Origin of the sequence: Rhodoblastus sp. 17X3, from assembly GCF_030056575.1 — a bacterium.
GTDB lineage: Bacteria > Pseudomonadota > Alphaproteobacteria > Rhizobiales > Beijerinckiaceae > Rhodoblastus.
On the sequence record NZ_JASHHX010000018.1, the window covers coordinates 58057 to 82336 of the forward strand.

Sequence of the window (24280 nt, forward strand, 5' to 3'; positions counted from 1 at the left end):
TACGAGTTTGATGCTGTCGTTCCAGAGTTATGAACTGTTACGGTGACACATTAATTAATACTTGCTATTATCCGCTCAATTCTTACCTGCCTAGCCTGTCACCCCCACAATTCCCTTTCGGGCGGAAAGACGGTCGAACCATCAAACCGCAACCCGTGCGGCCTGTCCGCAGCCAGCAGCAGCGGGCCGTCGAGATCGACGAAACGGGCGCGCCCCGCGAGCAGCAGGGCCGGGGCCATCGCCAGAGACGAGGCGACCATGCAGCCGACGAACAGGCCAAAGCCGAGCCGCTCCGCGTCGTCGGCCAGCGCCAGCGCCTCGGTCAGGCCTCCAGTCTTGTCCAATTTGATGTTGATGAGATCATAGCGCGTCCGCAGAGCGGCCAGCCCTTCGCGGTCGTGAACGCTTTCATCGGCGCAGACCGCGACAGGCCAGCGCCGCCCGGCCAACGCGTCGTCGGAGCCCGCGGGCAGCGGCTGTTCGACCAGCGAAACGCCCGCCGCCGCGCAAGCCGCGAAATTATCATCGAGGTTTTCCGGCCGCCAAGCCTCGTTGGCGTCCACGATCAGCTCGGACTCCGGCGCGGCGGCGCGCACGGCGGCGAGACGTGCGGCGTCGCCCTCGCCCGCGAGCTTGACCTTCAACACTGGCCGCTCCGAGGCGACCCTTGCCGCTTGCGCCATCTCGTCCGGCGTCCCGACCGAGAGCGTGAAGGCCGTAACGCAGGGCGCGAGGCGGCTCAGCCCGGCCATCTGATAGGCCGGAACGCCGCAGAGCTTGGCTTCGAGGTCCCAAAGCGCACAGTCGAGCGCATTGCGCGCCGCCCCGGCGGGCAGAAGCCGTTGCAGGGCGATCCGGTCGGCGCCTGATTCGATTTCCGCGCGGATCGATTCGATCGCGGCGGCCACGCTCTCCACGCTCTCGCCATAGCGCGCATAAGGCGTGCATTCGCCTCGCCCGGCCACAGCGCCCTGTGCGATGGTCGCGACAACGACCACGGCCTCGGTCTTGGCGCCGCGCGAGATGACGAAGGGGTTTTTCAGGGCGAAACGCTCCACGCTCAGCGTGAGTCGTCTTTTTTCGAGCGGAGTCATTCTGTTGCGCCAATGCAAGCGTGGTCTTGGAAGCGAAGTTTTTCGCAATTCGCTTTTGCGTAATCAGGCGTGCGAGGGTATTCAAGATTAACCTTCTGACAAGCGGAAACGCGCCGAATGTCGAATTCCCCATCCGCCGAGCCGGACTTTTCCATTGAGCGAAACGGCGCGGATATCCGCATCGCGCTGCGCGGCGCCTGGACCATCGCCGGTTCGCGCGCGCTGGAAAAGGCGGCGGAGGCGCTGGGCGCGGCGGGCAAGGGCGCGGCGAGCGTCGCCATCGATTTCTCGGGCGTGGGACGGGTCGACACCGCCGGCGCCTGGCTGATCGACAAGGCGCGCGCCCAGATCGCGGCGGCGGGTTCGGCCACGGAATATCAAAGCCTCGACGCCGACCAGACCATCCTGCTGCGCGAGGCGGCTTTTTGCGAGCCGGAGCCGGCGCGCGCGCGCCGGGTCAACATCCTGCTGCATATCCTCACCCAGCTTGGCGGCTGGAGCGTGATGATCGGCGGCAATGTCCTGACGGGCGTGGCCTTCCTGGGCGAGCTGGCCATGGCCACGCTGCGGGTCACGCTCAATCCGGCGCAAATGCGGCCGACGTCGATGGTGTTCCATATGGAGCACTTCGCCTTGCGCGCGGTGCCGATCATCGTGACGATCAATTTCCTGGTCGGCTGCATCGTCACGCAGCAGAGCATTTTCCAGCTCCGGCGCTTCGGCGCCTCGACCTACGCCATCGACCTGATCGGCGTGCTCGTCCTCCGCGAACTCGGCGTACTGCTCACCTCAATCATGATCGCCGGCCGTTCGGGCTCGGCCATCACGGCCGAACTCGGCTCAATGAAGATGCGCGAGGAAATCGACGCGCTTCGCGTCATGGGCATGGCGCCCATGGACGTGCTGGTGCTGCCGCGCATCATGGCGCTGGTGTTTTCCTTGCCGTTGCTGACCTTCGTCGGCGATATCGCGGCGCTGGGCGGCGGGATGCTCACGGCCTATCTCTATGACGGAATCAGCGCCGAATCCTTTCTCGTGCGCCTGCAGGACGCCATCGGCCTCAACACGTTCCTTGTCGGACTCATCAAATCGCCCTTCATGGCGCTGGTGATCGGCATGATCGCCTGTATCGAGGGCTTCCGCGTCAAAGGCTCCGCGGAATCGCTCGGGCGGCAAGTCACCGTCGCCGTGGTAAACGCCATATTCATGGTTATCTTCGTCGACGGCCTGTTCGCGATCTTCTTCGCGGGCGTGCACTATTGAGAGGCGCGATGGAGTCCGCTGGGAAAACGCCTATCATCCGGGTGCGCGGACTGTGCGTGAGCTTCGGGACCAAGGCCATTCTCAAGGGCCTCGATCTGGACGTTCAGCCCGGAGAGGTCACCGGCTTCGTCGGCGGCTCCGGCCAGGGCAAGTCGGTCCTCACTCGCACCATACTTGGCCTTGTCAAGAAGCAGGAGGGCGAGATCGAGGTCTTTGGCGAGAATATCGACCGCCTCTCGCCGCTCGAACATCGCACGCTGGAGCGGCGCTGGGGCGTGATGTTCCAGGGCGGCGCGCTGTTTTCGGGCCTGACCGTCAAGCAGAACATTCAGGCGCCGATGCGCGAATATCTCTCGCTCAGCCAGGGCGTGATGGACGAACTGGCGATGTTGAAGATCAAGCTGGTCGGGCTTCAGGCGGACGCCGCGGACAAGTTTCCCTCCGAGCTTTCCGGCGGCATGGTCAAGCGCGCCGCGCTCGCCCGCGCGCTGGCGCTCGATCCCGAACTCGTTTTCCTCGACGAGCCGACCTCGGGCCTCGATCCGATCGGCGCGGCGGACTTCGACGAGTTGATCGCGACCTTGCGCAAGACTTTAGGCCTCACCGTATTCATGGTGACGCATGATCTCGACTCGCTCTACTCGATATGCGACACAATTGCCGCGCTCGCGGATGGTAAGGTTATTGCAGCGGGGCCGCTTTCGACCATGCTGGCTTCCGATCATCCTTGGCTGCGCGCCTATTTCCACGGGCGGCGCTCGCGCGCGATCGTGAAGCCGGATTTCGATTTCGCCGGATTGGGCGCGCCGGAAACGGCGCAATCATGACCCGATCTGCTGTTATCCGCGCCGCGTTCGACGCGCGGCGCTAGAAGGAGACGAAGGATGGAGACGCGCGCCAATTATGCGCTGATCGGCCTGTTCACCCTGGCAGTGATTCTCGGCGTGTTCGGCTTCATCTACTGGTTCAAGACATTCGGCCAGCAGACGGTCCGGACAAGCTATGTCGTTCATTTCAACGGCTCGGTGTCGGGCCTGCTCAACGGCGCGAATGTGCTGTTCAACGGCCTGAAGGTCGGCGAAGTCACGGAACTGGGCCTCATCCCCGAGGATCCAAACCGGGTTTTCGCGCGCATTTCCGTCGATTCCCGCGCGCCGATCAAGACTGACACCTCCGCCGCGCTCGAATTCGGCGGCTTGACTGGGGTGGCCTCGGTCGCCTTGACCGGCGGCAGCGCGGGGGCGGAACGCCTGCCGGCGAGCGGCGTGATCAACGCTGCGCCTTCCCAGTTGCAGAACCTCATGCAGATGGCGACGAGGCTCGGCACGAAAGCCGACGAGGTGCTGGGCAATGTCAACAAGCTGCTCAACGAAACCGGGCCGGGACTGAAGGCCTCTGTCACCAATATTCAGGACCTGACGGGCGTTCTGGCCGACAAGAACGGCAATTTCCTTCAGGCCCTGAACAGCGTCGAGCCCGGCAAGCTCCGCAACATCATCGCCAACGCCGACCAGGCCATGGCCAAGGTCAACAATTTGCTCGGCGACGGCGCGGGCAAAACGATGATCGCCGATATTTCGGAGGCCGCGCGCTCGATCCGGAAGCTGGCCGACAATCTCACGCGCTTCTCCAATACTGGCCTGCGGCAATATGAGGGTCTGGCGGTGGATGGCAGGAAGACGCTTCAGAACGTCGACCGCGCGGTCAAGCAGATCGAGAGCAACCCGCAAAGCATTATTTTCGGGCCGAAGCCCGCTTTGCCTGATTATAATGGCCGGTGAATCGCCGGAATGAACGCCGCTCTGAAAGGCGTCTTGCCATTTGTCGGCGGCTCTGCTTTTGCATTGCAGCGAGCTTGTCGTTTGAGCGAAGGAATACGGGCGGCGTGACCATCATGCGCGGAACCAGCCGGCCTCGAAAGAAGCCGACCTCCCTGATCGTGGGCGCCGTCGCGCTCGCGCTGGGCCTTTGCGGTTGCGCGAGCCTTGCGCCACAGCCGCAAAGCTTCGACCTGTATCCAGCCCAGGCGAGAGCCCGGGCCTCCAGCGGCAGGATTTACGTCGCCACGCCGTCCGCCGTTCCGCCGCTCGATGGCGACCTGATCGTGGTGCGCGGGCCCGATGGCAGCTTGAGCCGGGTTCCCGGCGCGCGCTGGGTGGACCATCTTCCCGCGTTGCTGCAAAGCCGGCTCGCGCAGACTTTCGAAAACGCCGGTCTCATCCGTCAGGTCACTTTGTCGGGCGAGGGCGCCGAATTTAACCTGGGGATTGAGATCCGGCGTTTCGATATCGATTCCGCGACCCGGACCGCCCATGTGGAACTGACCGCGCGGCTGGCGCGAGCGGGCGGCCAGGTCGTCGCCGCGAAGGTCTTTTCCGCCACGGAGCCGGTCGCCGACATCGCCGGCGCTGCGTCCGCGCATGCGCTCGATGGAGCCATGGGAATCGTTCTCGCACAGATCGTCGGCTGGGCCGCCGTCTCGGCAAGATAGGCGTCGTTCGACGCCAGCCCCGCGACGCCAAATAAAAAACGCCCGGATCGCTCCGGGCGTTTTTTTGTTTCGGCGCCGTTGACGCCTCACCCGAGGCGGCCCGAGGCGTGCGCGAGCAGGCTGTAAACCTTGCCGGTCTCTGACGCGAGATAAGACCGGGTCAGCAGACCGTCGCGGTCGTCGCGGCTGACTTCGCCGAGCAGGCGCTCGAATTCCTGCAGGTAGCGGTCGACGGTCAGGCGGAAGTCATTGTCTTCCGCATAACGCTGGCGCACGTCCTCAAAGGTCTTCTGGCCCTGCGCGGTGTATAGGCGACGGCTGAAGGCCGTGCGGTCGCCGCGCCGGAAGCGGTCCCAGGCGGTGATCAGCGCATTCTCATCCACGACCCGGGCGATTTCCGCCGAGAGGCTGTCGAGCGATTCGCCCGGCGCGGCGGCGCTGCGGCTCGGCGCCGGCTCATCGACGGAAGCCCGCGCGAGGAGGTCGCTCATCCAACCGCCGCGCTGCTCCTTCGTCCGCGCCGGAGCGGGGGCGGGCGCCGGAGTCGCGACAGGGGCCGTGGGACGGGGCGCCGGGGGCCGCAGATCGAAGCGCGGCGTCTCGCGCGCGGGCTCGTTCCAGCTTTCGCGACGCGGGGCAGGCTCGCGTTGCGGGGCCGGCGCCTGGGCGCGCGGCTCGACGCGCGCGGGCGGCTCGTGGCGGACCACCTCCTGCCGGACAGGCTCCGCAGGCTCGGCGACGTCATAGGCGCGGCCGGACCTCGTGACCAGTTCGGTCAGTTCGTTCAGCGCCTTCATCTGGTCGGCGACGACGCGACGCATCGCGGCGGCCTGTTCACCGGTTTCGCGGGGCAGATCCACCGCGCCGCGGCGCAATTCCTGACGGGTCGCCTCCAGCTCGCGCTGGATTTCGCTCGTCATGGCGCGCAGCTCCTGCGAAACGCCCTTGTAGCGTTCGGAACTGTGCTGGAACAGCTCGTTCATCTGGGCGAGCGTCTGCTCATAGGCGGCGGTCAGTTCCGCGACGGTCCGCTCGCGCTCGCGCGCCGCGCTCTGGCGCAGCTCGTCGTGCTGGCTGGTGAGAACGCCGGCGGTGGACGAGGCGGCGTCGGACAGGAAGGCGCCGACCTCGCGCGCCCGGTCCTCGGCCTGCGCCAAAGTCCGCGCGATGGTCCCGGAGAAGGCTTCGAGACGCGCCTCATATTCGGACTGCCGGCGCTGGGCTTCTTCATACAGGGCCTGGAGGCCATGCAGGCGGGCTTCGAGCCCGGCGTCGACGTCTTCCTGGCTCTTGGCGAGTTCGGCGAGCCGCAGCTGAACGGATTCTTCGATCAGGTTCTGGCTCCGCGCCATTTCCTGCATGCGGGCGCTGAAGACCCGGTCGATCTGGGCGCCGACAGCCGACATTTCGCGCAGCGACGCCTGGAGGGTCTGGGTCTGCTCCTGGACGGCCCGGGCGGATTCGGCGACGCCTTCGCCGGTCTGCCGGGCGACGGCGTCGAGACGGTCCACTTCGCCATGCAGCGTCTCGACCGACCCGCCGAGGGCGTCGATCTTCGGCGCCAGCGCTGTTTCGACGCGCTGCAAGCCGGATTCCGCATTGTCGATGGTCGCGAGCAGGGCGCGATGGGTCTCGGTCATGTTCGCGATCAGGCCGCCGACGTCCTGCTTCATCCGGCGATTGGCTTCATCCAGCACGCCGCTCATTTCGGCCTGCCGCTGGCCCAGCGTCTCGATCAGATCGTTGGAGCGTCCGGCCAGCGCGCCGACAGCGCTCTCGCTGAAGGCCACGATCTGCGAAACGACCTCGCCGCCGCGCGCCGTGAGCAGATCCACCAGCTTCAGGCCGCGCGCATCGTACCACTCGTGCAGTTCCGTGGTGCGAAGCCGCAATTCGTCGGACAGGGCGCGTCCGCGGCCATCGACGGTCTGCTCGATCTCGCCGATGCGGCGGTCCAGTTCCGTGCCGACCTCGCCGAGGCGCGCAACGACCTTCTGCTCGAACTGGTCGATATGGCCGCCGAGGTTCGCCGTGATTTCACTGGCGCGGCTTCCGAGAGTTGCGTCGATGCGTTCGGCCTTGGCCGAAAGCTCTTCCGTGACCGCATTGGAGCGGAGCAGGATGATCTCGTCGATCTCGCGGGCCTTGCCCGAGATCTCCTCGCCGAATTCGCCGAGGCGGGCGATGACGTTCTTTTCGAAGAACGCGACATGGCCGCCGAGATTGGCGGTGATTTGATCGGCGCGGCCGCCGAGCGAGGCGTCGATTTCCGCCGCCTTGGCGGCGATTCCCTCGCCAACCTCGCCGAGGCGGGCGACGATATTCTTTTCGAAGAACTCGATGTGGCCGCCGAGATTGGCGGCGATGTCGTCGGCGCGGCCGCCCAGCGTCGCGTCGATTTCCGCCGCCTTGGCGGAGATTTCCTCGCCGACTTCGCCAAGGCGGGCGACGACGTTCTTCTCGAAGAAGTCGATATGGCCGCCAAGACTGGCAGCGATTTCATCGGCGCGGCCGCCGAGCGTCGCGTCGATCTCCGCAGCCTTGGCGGAGAGCTCCTCGGTGAGCGCGGTGGAGCGGGCGAGAATGATTTCGTCCAGTTCGCGCGCCTTGGAGTCGAGCGCCCTTCCGACTTCGCGGCCGCCTTCGCCGAGCACCTTGGCGATGTCGATGGCGCGTCCAGCCAGGGCGTCGTTGAGCTGCCGCGAACGGGCGCCAAGGCTGGTTTCGGCCTTGACGATGAGATCGTCCATGATGCGGACGACGTCCTCGGTCTTGTCCGTCGTGCGGTTCTCGAACTTGTCGAGCTGCTGCTGCAACAGCCCGGCGGTCTCCTCGGCGCGGCGGCCGAGGCGCGATTCGAGCTGGGCGCCGTGGATATTGATCGCCATTTCGATCCCGGCGAGGCGGGACGCGATGGCGGCGGAGAGCGTTTCGGACTGTTCGCCGATCCGCGCCGTGGCCGCGCCGCCGGCCTCTTCGATGGTTTTGTCGAAGGAGCCGAGCGTCTCCTCGAGCATGGCGCGCAGGCTTTCGGTCTGGGCCTTGATATGCTCGGCGGAGCCTTCGCCGCCCGAGCGCATGAGTTGGTCGAGCGCAGCGAATTGCGCCACGAAATCGGCCTTGAGGCGCTCGGCGTGGTCGGTGAGGCGCGTCTGCGTGTCGGCGACGCCAGAGGCCATGCGGGCCTCGAAACTCTCGAGATGCGACGCGATTTCCTGCGACATCCGGCTGGCGTGGTGGCCGAGGCTGCCGGAAGCCTCCTCGCCGCCGCGCAGAAGGACCTGCTCGAAGGCGTCCAGACGCTCGGCAAGGGTTTCTGCCACGCGATCGCCGTGCATGCCGATCGCCGCCACGGCCTCGGCCGCGACCTGGGCGAAGCCCTTCTGGGTGTCGGCGACGCGGCGCGCAATGGATTCGGCGGTCTGGCTGGCGGTGGCGGCGAAATTCCGGTCGACGGTCGCCGTCTGGGCCAGCAAGGCGTTGAGCGTGGAGTCGGCGGCGGCCTGGAACCGCGCCTGCGTGTCCGCGACATTCTGGCTCAGCGTCTCGCCGACCGCATGGCTGACGTCGGCGAGGGCCTCGCGCAGGGCCTGGGTCCGCTCCTCGGCAAGTTTCGTCGCGTTCGCCGAAACCTGAGAGAAGTGATCCTGGAAGGATTCGGCGTGATGGGTGAGGGCCGCGAGTTGGCTCTCGGTGGCGGAGGCGACGCCTTTCTCCAGCCGTTCGCTTTGCGCGGCCACGGCGTCGATGGCTTTCTGCGCGCTTTGCTCGACGCGCTGCTCGAAGGCTTCGGTCTGGTTGGCCAAGGCCGCGAGCGGCATTTCGGTGGCGGCGGCGACGCTCTTTTCCAGACGTTCGGTATGGGCCGCGAGGGCCTCGACCGTCTGCAAGGCCGTCTCGCCGAAGCGCTGTTCGAAGGCCTCGGTGTGGCTGAGGAGCGCGGCCAGCGGGACGTCAGTGGCGGCGGCGACGCTGGTTTCCAGCCGCTCGGTATGGGCGGCGAGGGCCTCGACGGTGTGCTGGGCGGCTTCGCCAAAGCGCTGTTCGAACGCCTCGGTGTGGCTAAGCAGCGCGGCGAGCGGAACCTCGGTCGCGGCGGCGACGCTCTTTTCGAACTGTTCGGTATGAGCGGCGAGCGCCTCGACAGTATGTTGAGCGGCTTCGCCAAAACGCTGTTCGAAGGCCTCGGTATGACTGAGCAGCGCGGCCAGCGGGGTCTCGGTCGCGGCAATGACGCTCTTTTCGAGCTGTTCCGAATGAGCCGCGAGGGCCTCGACGGCATGCTGTGCGGCTTCGCCGAAGCGTTGCTCGAAGGCTTCGGTGTGGCTGAGCAGCGCGGCCAGTGGGGTCTCGGTCGCGGCGGCGACGCTCTGCTCCAGCCGCTCGGTATGGGCCGCGAGGGCTTCGACGGTCTGCAGCGCGGCTTCGCCGAAGCGCTGTTCGAACGCCTCGGTGTGGCCGAGGAGGGCGGCGAGCGGAGTTTCGGTGGCGGCGGCGACGCTCTTTTCCAGCCGCTCGGCTTGCTCGGCGAGGGCTTCGACGGTGTGCTGCGTGGCTTCGCCGAAGCGCTGTTCGAACGCCTCGGTGTGGCTGACGAGCGCGGCGAGGGGCGCTTCTGTCGCCGTCACAACGCTGTGGTCGAGACGCTCGACCTGCGAAGCAATGGCGTCGAGCGCATGCTGGGTCGAGCCCGCCAGACGCTGTTCGAGGTCGTCCGTATGGCCGAGGAGGGCCGCGAGATGGGTCTCGGTTGCGGCGATGACGCCGCGTTCAAGCCGCTCGCTGTGCGCGACGATGGCGTCACGCGCCTCGCGGGCGGTCTCGCCGAAGCGCACCTCGAAGCTTTCGGTATGGCCGACCAGCCCCGAAAGCTGGTCCTGCGTTGCGGCGGCGACGGCATGCTCGAGACGCTCGCCCTGTGCGGCGATGGCTTCGATGGTGGTCTGCGCCGTCTGCGCGAATTGCTCCTGGAAGGCGTCCGAATGGCCGTTCAGGGCCGCAAGCGTTTCCTGCGTCGTCATGCCGACAGTCTTTTCCAGCCGGTCGACATTCTGGTTCAGGGCCGTCTCGATGCGGATGGACTGCGATTCCAGCCGCTCGATGGCCGAGCCAGCGAGGGTTTCGAACTGCTGTTGCAGGTTGTCGGTCTTTTCGCCGATCGCGGCGAGCGTGCCGCGCGTCGCCTGGTCGACGGTGTCGCGCAGGTCGATCGTGTGGCCGCCGATGGCCTCGATGGCCTCGCTCGCGACGCGGGCGAATTGCTCGTTGAAGGCCTCGGTATGGCCGGCGAAGGCGACGAGGGTCTCGTTGGCGGCCTGACCGAAGCTTTCGCGCAGGGTCTCCGCCTGGCCCGCGACGTCTTCCGCGGTCTTGGCGCTGACATGGGCGTAAGCCTCGCCGATGGCCGAGACATTGGCGCCGAAGTCGTCGATGGTCCGCTGCGCGGTCTCACCGACATGGAGGCGGAACGCTTCCGCCCTGGCGGTAAGTTCCTCGATCGCCGCTGAGGCCGCGGCGGAGAATTCTTCGGCCGAACGATGACGGTGGGTCTGGAGCGTATGCGAGAAGGTCTCGCCCAGCGAGCCGAACAAGGCTTCCGCTTCGGCTGTCTGTTCGCTCAGCTTTTCGCGCAATTGCGCGCCGGTCGCGGTGAGGGACTGCTGGAAGGCCGGTCCCTGGACAGCGACGAGATCGTGCAGGCGCTCGGCATGGTCCGCAAGCCGGGCGGCGAGTTCGTCGGAGCGCTGGCCGATGGTTTCTCCGAGCCGGGCGCCGGCCTCGCCGAGCGTCTGGGACAGAAGGTCCGAACGCATCTGGGTCTGTTCGAGGAACGAAGCGGCGAAGCCGCGCAGATCGCCATCGAATTTTTCGGCCCGCTCTTCGATGACGCGCGAAGTCTGTTCGCTCGACTCGTTGAACCGCTCCAGCAGATTTTGCGCGCGCTCTTCGAGTTGGCGCAGCAAGGCGTCGCCGGAATTGGAGAAGGTCTGCTCGACGACGCCGCCCTTGTCCTCGATCGACTTGGCAATGCGGTCGCCCGTCTGCTCCAGCAGATCCGTTAGCTGTTTCGTAGCGACTTCAAGCTCGCGCGAGACGGCCATATGGGCGCCGGTGAGGGCGGTCGAAATCTGGTCGGCGTTGGAGACAATGGATTCGCGCTCGCTCGAAAGCTCGTTGAGCAGCATGCGGATACGGCGCTCGTTGTCGCCATAGGTGCGCTCGAGCGAGGAGACCTCGGCGCGGACCATGGTTTCGAGTTCGCTGGCGCGGGCCAGCGCCCGCTCGATGCCGTCGCCCATTGAGGCGACCTCGCGGCGAATCGCCTGGCTCAGCGTCACCACCTGTTCCGTGGCGATGGTTTCCGGCTCCGCGAGGCGAATCGCGACCTGCGCCATCGATCGGGCGGTATGGCGCATCTCCTGCGCGCGACGCATCACCGAGCCCATCGAAAGGAAGAAGATGACGGGGCCGATGAGGGCGAAAGCGGAAAGCGCCGCCGTCGGGCTGAACAGCGAGCCGGCGAAAGCCGCGCCATGGCTGAAGACGAAATAGCCAATCCACAGCCCGATCCAGGCCGCGGAGGCGATGATCGCCGCCGTGAAGGAGCCGGACTCAGGGCGGGTCTGCAGGCTTTGCAGGATCTGGCCGACAGAGGGACGGTCGTCATTGGCCGGGCGGGGACCTGACGGCGGCCGCTGCGGCTCGGCCTCCCTGGCGAACTGGTTCAGCTCGTCGGACGCAACTTCGGGCAAGCGGGGCTGAGGCGTCTCAGCGGCTTCCGGGCGCTGCGCGGGCAGGTGGTAATCGATCTTGCCCGCCTCCTGTGCGTCCTCGGCGGGTTTCGAGGCTTCCTGCTCTACCGGGAGCCGAAGAGCATCCTCGATCGCCGACAACGCGGCAGCCGCGGGATCCTGAGCCTTGCTCGGTGTGGACATGTCCAATCGCCCTTAAAACTAACCAGAACGGACGCGACGCCTTGAGCGCGCCAGCGCACAGTCAAAGCCCGCAATGAGCGGAAGTTAACCAAGTCTCACTCTACGCTCGCGCGATTGCGATGGAAACGGGCGCCCCCCAGGCTTTTGACAACGTCGTTAACGGACCTTTCACCATAAATCCAGAAACAAGCCAAACCGCCTGCAAAATAAGGGTTTGGTGAATCTTATCATTGCAGGCTGGCTTTCAATTCATTCTGCGTTTTCGTTCCCTGCGGCCGCCATTGCGCGGCCGGGGCCGGAAGCGGCAAGCGGCGGATCCGCATCCTGCGCGCAAGATTTCGGGAGAATCACATGGGTTTCACGGCGCATGAGGTCAACGGCCAGCATTCCGCAATGGAGTTGGGCGCGCGTGTGCAAAAGGCTTCGCCGATCGATCTCGTGCATCTGGCGCGCCAGACCATGGGCGACCGCGAGCTGGAAAAGGAATTGCTCGCCTTGTTCGACCGCCAGGCCGCCCAGATCGCGGATCGGCTGCGCCATGTCGAAAACGGGACGGCGAGCGCCGATCTCGCGCATAAGCTCAAAGGCTCGGCCCGCGCGGTCGGCGCAGGCGCTGTCGCCGCCGCCGCCGAAAATTACGAACATGGCGCGCGCGCCGGCTTGCTGCGCCAGGCTGACGCCGATCGGCTCGTCTCCGCTGTCGCCGAAGCGCGGGACTTCCTGCAGGAACTCGCCGCCTAGGACAAAAATTCGCTCACAGCCGCCAGAAACTCGTCCCGCGCCTCGACGCAGGAGAGATGCGCCGCGCGGAGGCGCAGGAGACGCGCGCCGGGCAGGGTCCGCGCCAGCGCCTCGCCGAGTTGCGGCGGAGTTGAAGCGTCGCTTTCACCGACGATCACCAGAACGGGGCGCTGCGGCGCGGCGCGGATCGCGTCGCGCAAATCGGTATCGCGCAAGGCGGAGCAGCAGGCCACATAGCCGACGCGGGGCGCGGCGCGGAGGAGGTTTTCAATCTCTTCGAATTTCTGCGGCTGCGCCGCGCGGAAGGCTGCCGTCAGCCAGCGCTGGACCACGACAGGCGCGAGGGCGGACATGCCGCCGCTGCGCGCCATGCGAATGCGGCCGTTCCATCCTTCAGGATTGGGAAAGACATAGGCCGTATTGGCGAGCACGACCTTGTCCAGCCGTCCGGCCGCGTGGATCATCAGCCATTGGCCAATGGCGCCGCTCATCGACAAGCCGATGAAATGCGCTTTTGCGATTTCCAGCCGGTCCAGCAAGGCGACGACATCGCGGCCGAGATCGCCAAGGCTGTAGGGCCCGGGCGGTACGTCCGATCCCCCATGCCCGCGCGCGTCGAAGCGCAAGACGAAGTATTTTTGCGCGAGAACGGGCGCGATATCGTCCCAGATTGTCAGGTCGCCGCCGAGCGGATGGGCGAGCACCACCACGGGAGCGCCGCGCGCGCCTTCGGTCACGACATTGAGCGACAGCGCCCCGATATTCACTTTAGGCATCGGCAAAATCCTCAGATCAGCTGCTCAGATCAATTTCATGGCGCGCATCGAGCAATGGCCGTTGCGCCCGATGATCAGATGGTCGTGCAGCTTGACGCCCAGCGGCTTGGCGAGCGAGGCGATGGTTTCGGTCATGGTCACGTCGGCGGTCGAGGGAGTTGGATCGCCCGAGGGGTGATTGTGGACGAGAATGAGCGCGCTGGCGTTCAGCTCCAGGGCGCGGCGGATCACTTCGCGGGGATAGACCGGCGTGTGGTCCACGGTTCCGCGCCCCTGCACCTCGTCGGCGACCAGTCCATTCTTCTTGTCGAGGAACAGGACCCGAAATTCCTCCGTCTCCCGAAAAGCCATCGCGCCGCGGCAATAGTCCAGCACCTGCGCGAAGGAGCCGAGTTCAAGCCTTCTCCGCATGGATTGCTTGGCGAGCAACAGCGCCGCCGCCTCGACGATCTTCAGCTCCGTCACCACGGCATCGCCGACATATTCGACTTCCTTGAGCCGCGCCGGGGCCGCCGCGATCACTTCGGCGAAGGAGCCGAAGCGTTGCAGCAGCTTTTTGGCGATCGGCTTGACGTCGCGGCGCGGAATGGCCCGGAACAGCAGAAGCTCCAGCACTTCATAATCATGCAGGCCGTCGGGGCCGCCCTTCAGGAAGCGCTCGCGCAGCCGTTCGCGATGGCCGGAGTTGAGCGAGTCCTTCGTCGGCTGCTGGTCCAAAGGCGGCTCCAGATCAGGCGGACGCGGTCAGGCGGAAGGAGGCGTGTAGGGCGGACAATGCAGCCCGCGCGGCGAAGCCGTGAAGATCTCGCAACCCTCCGCCGTCACCCCGATCGCATGCTCGAACTGGGCGGAGAGCGAACGGTCGCGTGTCACGGCGGTCCAACCGTCGGCGAGAATCTTCACCTGCGGCTTGCCAAGATTGATCATTGGCTCGATGGTGAAGAACATGCCTTCGCGCAGGGTCACGCCCTGGCCGCGATGGCCGTAATGAAGAATGTTGGGCTCGTCATGGAACAGCCGCCCGAGGCCGTGACCGCAGAATTCGCGCACGACAGAACAGCGTTCTGCTTCGGCGAAGGTCTGGATCGCATGGCCGATATCGCCGGTGGTTGCGCCGGGCTTGACCACCGCGATGCCGCGCATCAGCGATTCATAGGTCACTTCGCACAGGCGCTGCGCTTTGCGCGGAACGTCGCCGATATAATACATCCGGCTGGAATCGCCGTGCCAGCCGTCGAGAATATAGGTCACGTCGATATTGACGATGTCGCCGTCGCGTAAAAGCTTCGAATCGGGAATGCCGTGGCAGACGACATGGTTGATCGAGGTGCAGATCGACTTGCGATAGCCGCGATAATCGAGCGGCGCCGGATAGGCGCCGTTGTCCATGCCGAAATCATAGGCGAGCTTGTCGAGCGCGTCCGTGGAGACGCCCGGTTGCGCGGCCTCGACCATCAGATCGAGCGCTTCCGCGGCGAGACGGCCGGCCTTGCGCATGCCCTCGAAATCTTCGGGACCATGGATGCGGATATGGCCGGATTTTCGGCTCGGCGCGGCGTCGGCTTCGATAAAGGTCATCAGGTTCTGCGGTTCCATTCTCGACTGCGGGACCAGCCCCGCCAGCCCGCCTTGTTCCAGATTTAGCCCAAAGCGGGCGCGACGCAAGAGGCAGGGCGCTTCCATTCCCGATTCCGGGCGAGGGCCAGATTTACATTCGCCAGCCCATTTGCGACAAATTCTAGCTGGCCCGCAAGCCGGGCCGATCTTCGTCAAGGCGAGGGCAGGTCATGATCCGGGTTGGAAAGAAATACCAGCGCCTGATCCATGGCTCCGGCTGCGCCTGCCATTCGCCGCAGATGGGCGATGTCACGCAAGCGCTGACGGCCTTCAATCGCCGTGGATTCCTCGCCGGGTTGACCGCGACCGCCGCCGCCATGGGCGTGCCGGGGCCGGTGCTGGCGCAAGCTTCCGGGCGGCCAGGCCGCATGCTTTTCCGCCAGTTGCGGCTGTTCGACGGCAAGACGGATTCGCTGCGCGACAGCGCGCAGGTTCTGATTGAAGGCAATCGAATCGCTTCGGTCGATTTCGCCGGTGAGGCGCCGCCCGCAGACGCCAAAATCATCGATTGCGGCGGCCGGGTGATGACGCCCGGGCTGATCGACGCCCATTGGCACACATTGTTCGCGGCTCTGCCGCTTCAGGCCCTGCTGACCGCCGACGCGGGCTATATCTATCTCGCGGCGACCGTCGAATCGCGCAACACGCTTCTGCGCGGCTTCACCACCGTGAGGGATCTCGGCGGTCCGGTCTTCCCCTTCAAACAGGCGATTGACGACGGCTTCGTCGTCGGGCCGCGCATCTATCCTTCCGGCCCGATGATCACCACGACCGGCGGCCACGGCGACATGCGCGCCTTGTCCGACCTGCCGCGAATTCCCGGCGGTCCGCTCAGCGCTGTCGAGCGGACCGGCGGCGCCGCCATAGCCGACAACATTGGCGAAGTGCAGCTTCGCGTGCGGGAGCAATTGCTGCAAGGCGCCTCGCAATTGAAGCTGGTCGCGGGCGGCGGCGTATCGTCGCCGCGCAGCCCGCTCGACATGACGACCTTCAGCGAGGCGGAGCTGCGCGCGGCAGTCGATGTGGCGCGCGACTGGAACACCTATGTCGCCGCCCACGCCTATGCGCCCCGGACGATCAAGCGCGCCATCGCGGCGGGCGCGGCCTGTATCGAACACGCCCATCTGATGGATGAAGAGGCCGCGCAACTGATGGCGGCGAAGGGCGTCTGGCTCAGCATCCAGCCTTTCCTCAGCGAGGCGGACGTGCCGCCGATGGCGGGGCCGAGCCGCGAGAAGGCGCTCGAAGTCATCGCCGCGACGCCCCGCGCCTATGAGCTGGCGCGCAAGCATGGACTCAAGACGGCGTTCGGCTCCGATCTCCTGTTTTCCGCCGCCCTGACGCCACGCCAGGGCAAGATGCTGACGCACCTGACGCGCTGGCATTCCAATGCGGATATCCTGAAAATGGCGACATCGACCAATGCCGAGTTGCTTGCTCTGTCCGGCGAACGCAATCCCTATCCGGGCAAGCTGGGCGTGATTGAGGCGGGGGCTTACGCCGATCTTCTGATCGTGGACGGCAATCCGCTGGAGAATATCGATCTGATCGCCACGCCGGAAAAAAGCCTGGCGCTCATCATGAAGGACGGCGCAGTGGTCAAGAACGCCCTGCCGGCCTGAGCGGTCGCAAGCTTTTGGGGAAAAGCTTGGCCCGGATTGCCGCGGCTGGTATTAACCCTGCCATGCGCGCCATCCCCGCCAATGATTTGTCGCCCTTCGGCCGGCATCAGCCCTACGGCGCCCTGCGCCGCCTGCTGCATTTCACGCAGAACGCGGGAACCCATTGGCTTGGCCAGCGAGCGGCGCTGCTGGTGCGCCGTTTCGGCCTGCGCCGGCTGCGCGCCCGGCCGGTCGATGTGACGGTCGAGACGCTCAAGGCGCGGATGCGGCTCTATCCTTTCAACAACGCCAGCGAAAAGCGCCTGCTGTTCACGCCGCAATTTTCCGACCGCGAGGAGCGCCGCTTCATCGCCGAACGCATCACGCCGGACATGACCTTCCTGGACATTGGCGCGGGTTGCGGGGCTGGCAGCCTGTTCGTCGCCCTGCGCGCCGGGCCGCGCGCCCGTGTGCTTGCGGTCGAGCCGCAACCCCTGCTTTACGAGCGGCTGGTCTATAATCTGCGTCAGAATCCCGCCGCCACGGTCAAGGCGCTCGATTGCGCCATCGCCGATGTCGAGGGGCCGGTGAAGCTGTTCTACAATCCCTTCGACCTCGCCGAGACCTCGATGCGCATCGTCAATGTCGACACCGGCGGCGGCTCCTTCAACGCTTCGGCGAAATCGCTCGCGACTTTGGCGCATGAGGAAGGCCTCACGCGCATCGACCTGATGAAGCTCGACGTCGAAGGGGCGGAAGATCTGGCGCTCGAACCCTTCCTGACCAGCGAGCCGGAATCGCTGTGGCCGCGCGCCCTGGTCATGGCTTATTCGCCCGCGAAATGGGACGTCAATCTGCTCGGCCTGCTGGAGAGCCGGGGCTATGTCCGGGTCGCGCGCACCAGGGTCTATGTGATGTATGAGCGAAAGGACAGCGGACATGAATGACAGGCGCGTCACCGCCGCTGTGATGGTAATCGGCGACGAGATTCTCTCGGGCCGCACCCGTGATTCCAACAGCCATTACATCGCTCATTTCCTGTTGCAGATCGGCGTCGAGACCCGGGAAATCCGGGTCGTGCCCGATGTCGAGGACGAGATCGTCGCCGCGCTCAACGCCCTGCGCGCGCGTTACGATTATGTCTTCACCACCGGCGGCATTGGTCCGACCCATGACGACATCACCGCCGATGCGGTGGCGAAGGCTTTCGGAGTTGAAATTTCGGAAGATCAGCGCGCCATCGCCTTGCTGCTGGAGCGCATCAAGCCCGAGGACCTCAACGAGGCGCGCCGCCGGATGGCGCGCATTCCGCACGGCGCGGCCCTCGTCGCCAATCCGATCTCCAAGGCGCCCGGTTTCTGGATCGGCAATGTCATTGTGATGGCGGGCGTTCCGGCGATCATGCAGGCCATGCTCGACGACGTCGCGCCCAAGCTGGTGCAGGGCGCGCTGATCCTGTCCGAAACCATCGACGCGCCCGGCTTGCCGGAAGGCGCCTATGCCGCGGGGCTGACCGCACTCGCCAAGGCCTATCCGCAGGTGTCGATCGGCTCATACCCGTCGCTGCGCGACGGCAAATTCTTCAACCAGATCATTCTGCGCGGCCGCGATGCGCCGATGCTTGCCGAGGCCGCCGCGAAGGTGCGCGCGATGCTGACCAGGCTCGATTGAAGGGCGGCGCGCGGTATTGGCGGCGCGGGTGCGATCCCACGAAAGACGGGCGGCTGTCGTGGAGCCGCCCGCGAATCTTGTTTCGACTTTTGCAAAGCCCTTAGTCGCTCGGGTGACCGCCCTTTTTCATCGCGTCCAATATCCCCGACAGATTGTAGGTTTCGGGCGCTTGTAGCGGGGGGAACTCCTTGTACGAATAGAGTTCCTTCTCCCAAAGCTGCTGGCCGATCGGCAGCATGTTCCAGTCGTACAGGAAGGCGGTAACCGGACCTCCAAGCGCGCCGCCAATGCCATTCACCGTCTTCTGGCTTTCGCCGACAGCCTGTTCGAAGGGATCGCGCTTGATATTCTGGACCAGCGTGAAGTGGAACGAAATGAGTGGCTGGATCCAGCCGGTCGCGCCGGGCGCCGACATGGAATAGTACATCTTCCAATTCTTGTAGCGCACTGCGGACGGCGTGGAGCCCGAGTAGTAGAAGAAGTGATCGCGCGCCGATTTGTCGGACTTGCCCTCAAGATAGTCGCGCTGGTCGAAGCCATCGAGCGTCGTCTTGACGATATCGGGATAGGCGCCTTTCTCGATCTGCTTTTTCAGTTCGTCGCCTTTCGCCCCGCCGGCGATGTCGACCAGCGTCGGCAGCCAGTCGAGCGCGGCGTAAAGCTGGTTTTTCACCGTGCCTGGCTTGATATGGCCCGGCCAGCGGACGACCTGCGGCGCCCTGTAGCCGCCTTCCCAGGCTTCACCTTTCTGGCCTTTGAACGGCGTGACGCCGCCGTCTGGGAACGTGATCGCCTCGGCGCCATTGTCGGTGGTGAAAACGACGATGGTGTTATCCAACTGGCCCATGTCCTCAAGCTTTTTCAGCACATAGCCGATATTGTCGTCCATCTGCTTCATGCCGGCTTCGTTGACGCCCCAATCCTTGCCGCCACGCTCGCCAACCATGTTCATGTATTTGTCGGACAGCACCGTGGTGACATGCATGCGCGCCGGGTTGTACCAGACGAAAAATGGCTTGTTGGTTTTCTTGGGATCGTTGCGGTCAAGGAAATCGACGACATGGGACGAAATCTCCTCGTCGACCGTCTTCGACCGGTCCAGCGAGAGCGGACCCTGATCCTTGCAGGACTGGTTTTTCTCCGTCCCATCGGAGGAGGTGCACCACAAGACGTTGCGCGGCGGCGTGAGACAAATGGTCGTTTGTGGGTCGACGGCGCCGGGGACTTCCGGGATACCCGGGATCGGCGTGTTCTTGCATGGTGGCGCGACCGTTTGCTCGGTCGTCGATTTGTTGATGTCGGGAAAACTCACCTGCTGCATCGCGTCGAGGTGATAGAGATAGCCCCAATATTCCTGGAAACCGTGCGCCGTCGGCAAGGCGGCGGTATGGTCGCCAAGATGGTTCTTGCCGAACTCGCCGGTGGTGTAGCCGAGATCATACAGGAACTTGGCCAGCGCCGGGGTGCCGGGCCGCAGATAGGACGGACTGCCGGGCAGCTGGGGTGGAATCATTCCGGTGCGAAGCGGATACATGCCGGTGAAGAAAGCGTTGCGTCCGGAGGTGCAACTCTGCATGGCGACATAGTCCATGAAGATGGCGCCTTCATTTCCAATACGGTCAATATTGGGAGTCTCCCCGACCATCAAGCCGCGATGATAGATGCTCGGCTGCATCCAGCCGATGTCGTCGCCCATGATGAAAAGGATGTTGGGCTTCTTTTGCTCCTGCGCCTGCGCGGCCGAAACAAGTAATGGCAGGGCAAAAAATGAGCCGATTGCGCCGGCGCGCCAGACCTTGGACAAATTGAAATGAAATGACGACATTTCGCAGTCCTCCCCTTGAGGCCGAAAACAACGTCGTAAATGCTAAAAAAAACGCCTTTTTCGGCCGGTCGAAGTTACGCTTGTTGATTGGCGTTTCCCATTGCCCTCCTGCGCTGGGCCGCACAAAACTTCGTTACTGTTCTAATGCAGTATCTGCTTGAGGAAGGCTTGCGCGCGCTCATGCCGGGGCGCTGAAAAGAACTGCTCCGGCGACGCAATTTCCACGATCTGGCCCTGATCCATGAAGATGACCCGGTCGGCGACCTGCCGCGCGAAGCCCATTTCATGGGTCACGACCATCATGGTCATGCCCTCGCGCGCCAGCGTCGCCATGGTGTCGAGCACTTCCTTGACCATTTCGGGGTCGAGCGCCGAAGTCGGCTCGTCGAAAAGCATGATTTTCGGCTTCATGCAGAGCGCCCGGGCGATGGCGACGCGCTGCTGCTGGCCGCCAGAGAGCTGGACCGGATATTTGCCCGCCTGTTCGGCGATCCGCACCTTTTCCAGATAATGCAGGGCCTGGGCCTCGGCCTCCGCCTTCGAAATTTTCCGCACATTGACCGGCGCGAGCGTGCAGTTCTCCAGCACGGTCAGATGCGGGAACAGGTTGAAATGCTGGAACACCATGCCGACTTCGCGCCGGACCTCCTCGACGCTGCGCAGGCTGTCGGTCAGCTCCACGCCGTCGACGATGATACGGCCCGCTTGATGTTCTTCAAGACGGTTGACGCAGCGGATCAAGGTAGACTTGCCTGAGCCTGATGGGCCGCAGAGCACGATCTTCTCGCCGGCGGCCACTTCGAGATCGACGTCGCGCAGCACATGAAATTCGCCGTACCATTTGTTGACGCCGATCATGCGAATCGCGGCTTCTGTCATGTGCAAGTCTCTGGCGGCAAGGGGAAGTTCGTTTGAGAGTTCGTTCCCGCGCCATGCTAGACCAAAGCGCGTGCTGACCAAAGCGGGGGATGATGAGCGCCTGGATTGAAATCGCGTCGAGCGAGTCGTCGGCCCGGATCGCGCTGCGCGGCGCTGAGCTGAAAAGCTGGCGCGTGGGCGAGGGCGAGTTGATGTGGCCGGGCGATGGCCAATATTGGGCGGATTCGGCGCCGATCCTCTTTCCCGTCGTCGGCTGGACCCGCGACGGCATTGTCGTGGATGGCCAGCGCTATCCGCTCGGCCTGCACGGCTTCGCGCGCAGCGAGGATTTCACTCTGGTCGAACAGGCCGGAAACCGCGCCCGGCTGCGCCTGAGGGCCAATGCAACCACGCGCGCCCTCTATCCCTTCGATTTCATTTTTGATGTTGAATATCGACTTGAAAACAATATATTGAATATTATACTTCATGTTAGAAATGAAGATCAGGCGACGCTGGCCTTCGCCTGCGGCCTCCATCCTGGCTTCGTCTGGCCGCTGCCCGGCGCGCGCGGGCCGCATGTCGTGCGTTTCGATGCGCCGGAGCGCGCGGAGGTTCCCGTGATCGCGCCGGGCGGACTGTTCTCGACGCGCGGCCGCCAGATCCCGCTGCAAGGCCGGAAGCTCGAACTGACGCCCGAACTGTTCGACGAGGCCTTGTGCTTCCTCGATGCAAAGAGTTCGGGCCTCGAATTCGCCGCCGCCGAGGGCGGCCCCAGCCTGCGCATGGAGCTGGAAAACTTTCCCCATATCGCGCTGTGGTCGCGCAACGTTAACGGAATTGGAGCGCCCTTCCTGTGCCTCGAAGCCTGGACCGGCCATGGCGACCCCGAGGGCTTTTGCGGCGACATTTTCGCCAAGCCGTCCATGCGGACGCTGGCGCCGGGCGCAACGGCCCGCAGCGCCGCAAGGCTCGTCTGGCGTCCGTGAAAGAAGGGAATCTTGGGCTCAGGCGCGGATCACGCTATGACGCGCCATGTCCAGTCGCTCGATCCTGACCCGGCCCGGTCCGACCCGCCGCAATGTCGCGCTCTTTCTCGTCGCGCGCGGCTTCGGCGCCTTCGCGTCGCAGATGCTCGACGTCGCCATGGGCTGGCATGTCTATGCGACGACCGGCAGCGCCTTGAGTCTCGGCCTCGTCGGCTTGGCGCAATTCCTGCCGCTGCTCGTGCTGTTGCGCTGGAGCGGCGCCGCCGCCGACCGTTTCGACCGGCGCAAGGTTTCGGCTTTCGCCGCTGTCGGGCAGGCTGCGGCTTCGCTGGCGATCTTCCTGCTCGCCCTGTTTTCGGCGCCGATCTGGACGCTCTATCCGGCATTGTTCGCGCTCGGTTCGGCGAGGGCCTTTTCGGGGCCGGCCAATGCGTCTCTGCTGCCGGAAATCGTGAATCATGAGACTTTTCCGCGCGCGGTGGCCATGTCCACGACTGTTTTCCAGGCCGCGACCATCGCCGGCCCGGCGCTGGGCGGCCTGCTGTTCGCCGCGCTCGACGTGAAGATATTCCTGCTTTGCGCGGTTCTGGCCGCTGGTGGCGTTCCGGCTGTACTGGCGATCGTAAGGGCGGACGGCGAGGCGACGCGGCCCGGTTTCGACCCGGCCGAGAAGAGCGCGTTGGCGGGCCTGCGCTACATCTGGTCGAACAAGATCGTGCTCGGCGCCATTTCGCTCGATCTCTTCGCCGTGCTGTTCGGCGGCGCGACGGCGCTGCTGCCGATCTACGCCCATGACATCCTGATGGTCGGCCCGCTCGGCCTCGGCGCCTTGCGCGCGGCCCCTGCTGTCGGCGCGATCGGCGTCAGCATTTTGCTGGCCGCGATTCCCCTGCGCCGGGGCGCGGGGCCGAAAATGTTCCTCGCCGTCGCCGGCTATGCCTTGGCGACCATTGTCTTCGCCTTGTCGACCTCATTCGTCGTTTCGCTCGCAGCGATGGCGGCGCTCGGCGCTTTCGATGTGGTGAGCATGGTGGTGCGCCAGACGCTGGTCCAGCTCGCCACGCCCAATGAGATGCGCGGTCGCGTCTCGGCGGTGAATTTCCTGTTCATCGGCGCCTCGAACCAGCTGGGCGAGTTCGAATCTGGCGTCGCCGCGGCTTTGCTGGGGCCAGTCGGCGCGGCTCTGTTCGGCGGCTTCGGCGCGCTGGTCGTGGTCGCGGCCTGGGCGGCGCTGTTCCCGCAATTGCGCAAGGCGGATGCAATCGGGGGTTAACAAGCGGCCGATCCTCTGCCAAAAGCAGGGCGGAATCTTCGCCGGGAGCTGGCCATGACGCAGACGATCCTGAAACCATCAGCCAAAAAGGCGCTGCTGATCGACGGCAAGGCCGCGTCGGCGGCCGTGCTGGAGCGCGTCGCGCGCGAGGCCGCCATCCTAACGGTCAAGCCCGGTCTGGCGGTCGTTCTGGTCGGCGAGGACCCGGCGAGCCAGGTCTATGTGAAATCCAAGGGCAAGGCGGCCCATTCATGCGGATTCCATTCCGTCCAATATGACCTGCCAGCCACGACCAGCGAATCCGAGCTGATCGGCCTCGTCCGAACACTGAACGCCGATCCCGCCATCCACGGCATTCTGGTGCAATTGCCACTGCCTGCCGGGATCGATTCCAGCAAAGTGCTCGAAACCATCGCGCCGGAGAAGGACGTCGACGGCTTCCATCCGGTCAATGTCGGCTTGCTGGCGACCGGCCTGGCCGAGCGGGCGCTCGTGCCCTGCACGCCCGCCGGCGCAATGCTGCTGATCGAGGAGGCGGCCAAAGCGCTCGGGCGCGACATTTCCGGCGCAGAGGCGGTCATCGTCGGCCGCTCGAACATCGTCGGCAAGCCGATGGCGCAATTGCTGCTGGCGAAAAACGCCACCGTGACGATCGCCCATTCCCGCACAAAAGACCTGCCAGACGTCGCGCGCCGCGCGGACATTCTCGTCGCCGCTGTCGGCCGGCCGGAAATGATCCGGGGCGACTGGATCAAGCCCGGCGCCCTCGTGATCGACGTCGGCATCAACCGCGTGCCCGGCGTCGAGCCGGGCAAGACCCGGCTGGTCGGCGACGTCGCCCTTGACGAAGCCATTGCGGTCGCCGGCGCCATCACCCCGGTGCCGGGGGGCGTCGGCCCCATGACCATCGCCATGCTGATGGCCAATACTTTTCGCGCGGCCCGGTTGAGTTTGGCCTAAATCCCCATCTTTGCCTTCCGGCTAGGATGAGCCGCAGCCCGCGATGCGCTATGTTCGCGTCGGAATCGGCGGCGGCAAGCCGCACCGCGGGAGGAAATCATGGGAAACGCTTATCTGACCGGTCTAGACCGCAACCGCGCCAATTACGCGCCGCTGACGCCTTTGAGCTTTCTGTTCCGTTCGGCT

18 protein-coding genes are annotated in these 24280 nt (G+C 65.0%); 11 read left to right on the forward strand and 7 right to left on the reverse strand.

From position 1 onward, the window contains the following. Positions 1-98: 98 nt before the first annotated feature. Entirely contained in the window at positions 99-1094 is a 996-nt protein-coding gene (dgcA, locus tag QM467_RS15560; protein ID WP_283367258.1) for an N-acetyl-D-Glu racemase DgcA, read from the reverse strand. Between the two features lie 117 nt (positions 1095-1211). Here dgcA and QM467_RS15565 point away from each other — a divergent pair, with 117 nt between their 5' ends. The 4 genes from QM467_RS15565 to QM467_RS15580 all read left to right on the forward strand — a co-directional run bounded on the left by QM467_RS15565 (position 1212) and on the right by QM467_RS15580 (position 4848). Then, positions 1212-2357 (forward strand): MlaE family ABC transporter permease, encoded by a 1146-nt coding sequence (locus QM467_RS15565; protein ID WP_283367259.1) that lies wholly within the window; start codon positions 1212-1214, stop codon positions 2355-2357. Between the two features lie 8 nt (positions 2358-2365). Continuing rightward, a complete protein-coding gene (locus QM467_RS15570; protein ID WP_283367260.1) occupies positions 2366-3184 on the forward strand; it encodes an ABC transporter ATP-binding protein in 819 nt (272 codons plus the stop codon). Between the two features lie 57 nt (positions 3185-3241). Then, on the forward strand, positions 3242-4138 hold the full coding sequence (locus tag QM467_RS15575; protein WP_283367261.1) for an MlaD family protein: 897 nt from the start codon (positions 3242-3244) through the stop codon (positions 4136-4138). 113 nt (positions 4139-4251) lie between these two features. After that, the gene (locus QM467_RS15580) at positions 4252-4848 is read left to right on the forward strand and encodes an ABC-type transport auxiliary lipoprotein family protein (protein WP_283367275.1); all 597 of its coding nucleotides are present in this window, start codon (positions 4252-4254) and stop codon (positions 4846-4848) included. A gap of 86 nt (positions 4849-4934) precedes the next feature. On the opposite strand, the gene QM467_RS15585 is transcribed toward QM467_RS15580, so the two are convergent. After that, positions 4935-11783 carry an apolipoprotein A-IV repeat region-like domain-containing protein gene (locus QM467_RS15585; RefSeq protein WP_283367262.1) on the reverse strand — a complete coding sequence of 2283 codons (6849 nt, stop codon included), beginning with the start codon at positions 11781-11783 and terminating at the stop codon, positions 4935-4937. Between the two features lie 351 nt (positions 11784-12134). Between QM467_RS15585 and QM467_RS15590 the strand changes: the two genes are divergently transcribed. After that, positions 12135-12524, forward strand: coding sequence for an Hpt domain-containing protein (locus QM467_RS15590; RefSeq protein WP_283367263.1), 390 nt, complete (start codon positions 12135-12137; stop codon positions 12522-12524). On the opposite strand, the gene pcaD is transcribed toward QM467_RS15590, so the two are convergent. From pcaD to map, 3 genes are read right to left on the reverse strand one after another with little or no spacing between them, the layout of a single operon-like run. Then, the gene (pcaD, locus tag QM467_RS15595) at positions 12521-13300 is read right to left on the reverse strand and encodes a 3-oxoadipate enol-lactonase (protein ID WP_283367264.1); all 780 of its coding nucleotides are present in this window, start codon (positions 13298-13300) and stop codon (positions 12521-12523) included. The two genes, QM467_RS15590 and pcaD, sit on opposite strands and share 4 nt — an antisense overlap. Before the next feature lie 24 nt (positions 13301-13324). Beyond that, positions 13325-14017, reverse strand: coding sequence for a RadC family protein (radC, locus tag QM467_RS15600; RefSeq protein ID WP_283367265.1), 693 nt, complete (start codon positions 14015-14017; stop codon positions 13325-13327). 27 nt (positions 14018-14044) lie between these two features. Further along, positions 14045-14878 (reverse strand): type I methionyl aminopeptidase, encoded by an 834-nt coding sequence (map, locus tag QM467_RS15605; protein WP_283367266.1) that lies wholly within the window; start codon positions 14876-14878, stop codon positions 14045-14047. Between the two features lie 209 nt (positions 14879-15087). Between map and QM467_RS15610 the strand changes: the two genes are divergently transcribed. The 3 genes from QM467_RS15610 (at position 15088) to QM467_RS15620 (ending at position 18189) form a co-directional block, all read left to right on the forward strand. Continuing rightward, positions 15088-16539: a metal-dependent hydrolase family protein gene (locus QM467_RS15610; RefSeq protein ID WP_283367267.1), complete on the forward strand. Its 1452-nt coding sequence runs from the start codon at positions 15088-15090 to the stop codon at positions 16537-16539. 62 nt (positions 16540-16601) lie between these two features. Beyond that, the gene (locus QM467_RS15615) at positions 16602-17465 is read left to right on the forward strand and encodes an FkbM family methyltransferase (RefSeq protein ID WP_283367268.1); all 864 of its coding nucleotides are present in this window, start codon (positions 16602-16604) and stop codon (positions 17463-17465) included. Next, positions 17458-18189, forward strand: coding sequence for a competence/damage-inducible protein A (locus QM467_RS15620; protein WP_283367269.1), 732 nt, complete (start codon positions 17458-17460; stop codon positions 18187-18189). The genes QM467_RS15615 and QM467_RS15620 overlap by 8 nt, the downstream gene beginning before the upstream one ends. Before the next feature lie 100 nt (positions 18190-18289). On the opposite strand, the gene QM467_RS15625 is transcribed toward QM467_RS15620, so the two are convergent. Continuing rightward, on the reverse strand, positions 18290-19885 hold the full coding sequence (locus QM467_RS15625; RefSeq protein ID WP_446737787.1) for an arylsulfatase: 1596 nt from the start codon (positions 19883-19885) through the stop codon (positions 18290-18292). Between the two features lie 270 nt (positions 19886-20155). Then, positions 20156-20893 (reverse strand): amino acid ABC transporter ATP-binding protein, encoded by a 738-nt coding sequence (locus QM467_RS15630; RefSeq protein ID WP_283367271.1) that lies wholly within the window; start codon positions 20891-20893, stop codon positions 20156-20158. A gap of 92 nt (positions 20894-20985) precedes the next feature. On the opposite strand from QM467_RS15630, the gene QM467_RS15635 reads away from it, so the two are divergent. Genes QM467_RS15635 through QM467_RS15645 form a run of 3 tightly spaced genes read left to right on the forward strand, consistent with a single transcriptional unit; the run spans position 20986 to position 24094 of the window. Further along, positions 20986-21861 carry an aldose 1-epimerase family protein gene (locus QM467_RS15635; RefSeq protein WP_283367272.1) on the forward strand — a complete coding sequence of 292 codons (876 nt, stop codon included), beginning with the start codon at positions 20986-20988 and terminating at the stop codon, positions 21859-21861. 46 nt (positions 21862-21907) lie between these two features. Beyond that, positions 21908-23134, forward strand: coding sequence for an MFS transporter (locus tag QM467_RS15640; protein ID WP_283367273.1), 1227 nt, complete (start codon positions 21908-21910; stop codon positions 23132-23134). A gap of 54 nt (positions 23135-23188) precedes the next feature. Beyond that, positions 23189-24094 (forward strand): bifunctional 5,10-methylenetetrahydrofolate dehydrogenase/5,10-methenyltetrahydrofolate cyclohydrolase, encoded by a 906-nt coding sequence (locus QM467_RS15645; RefSeq protein ID WP_283367274.1) that lies wholly within the window; start codon positions 23189-23191, stop codon positions 24092-24094. Positions 24095-24280 lie beyond the last annotated feature (186 nt).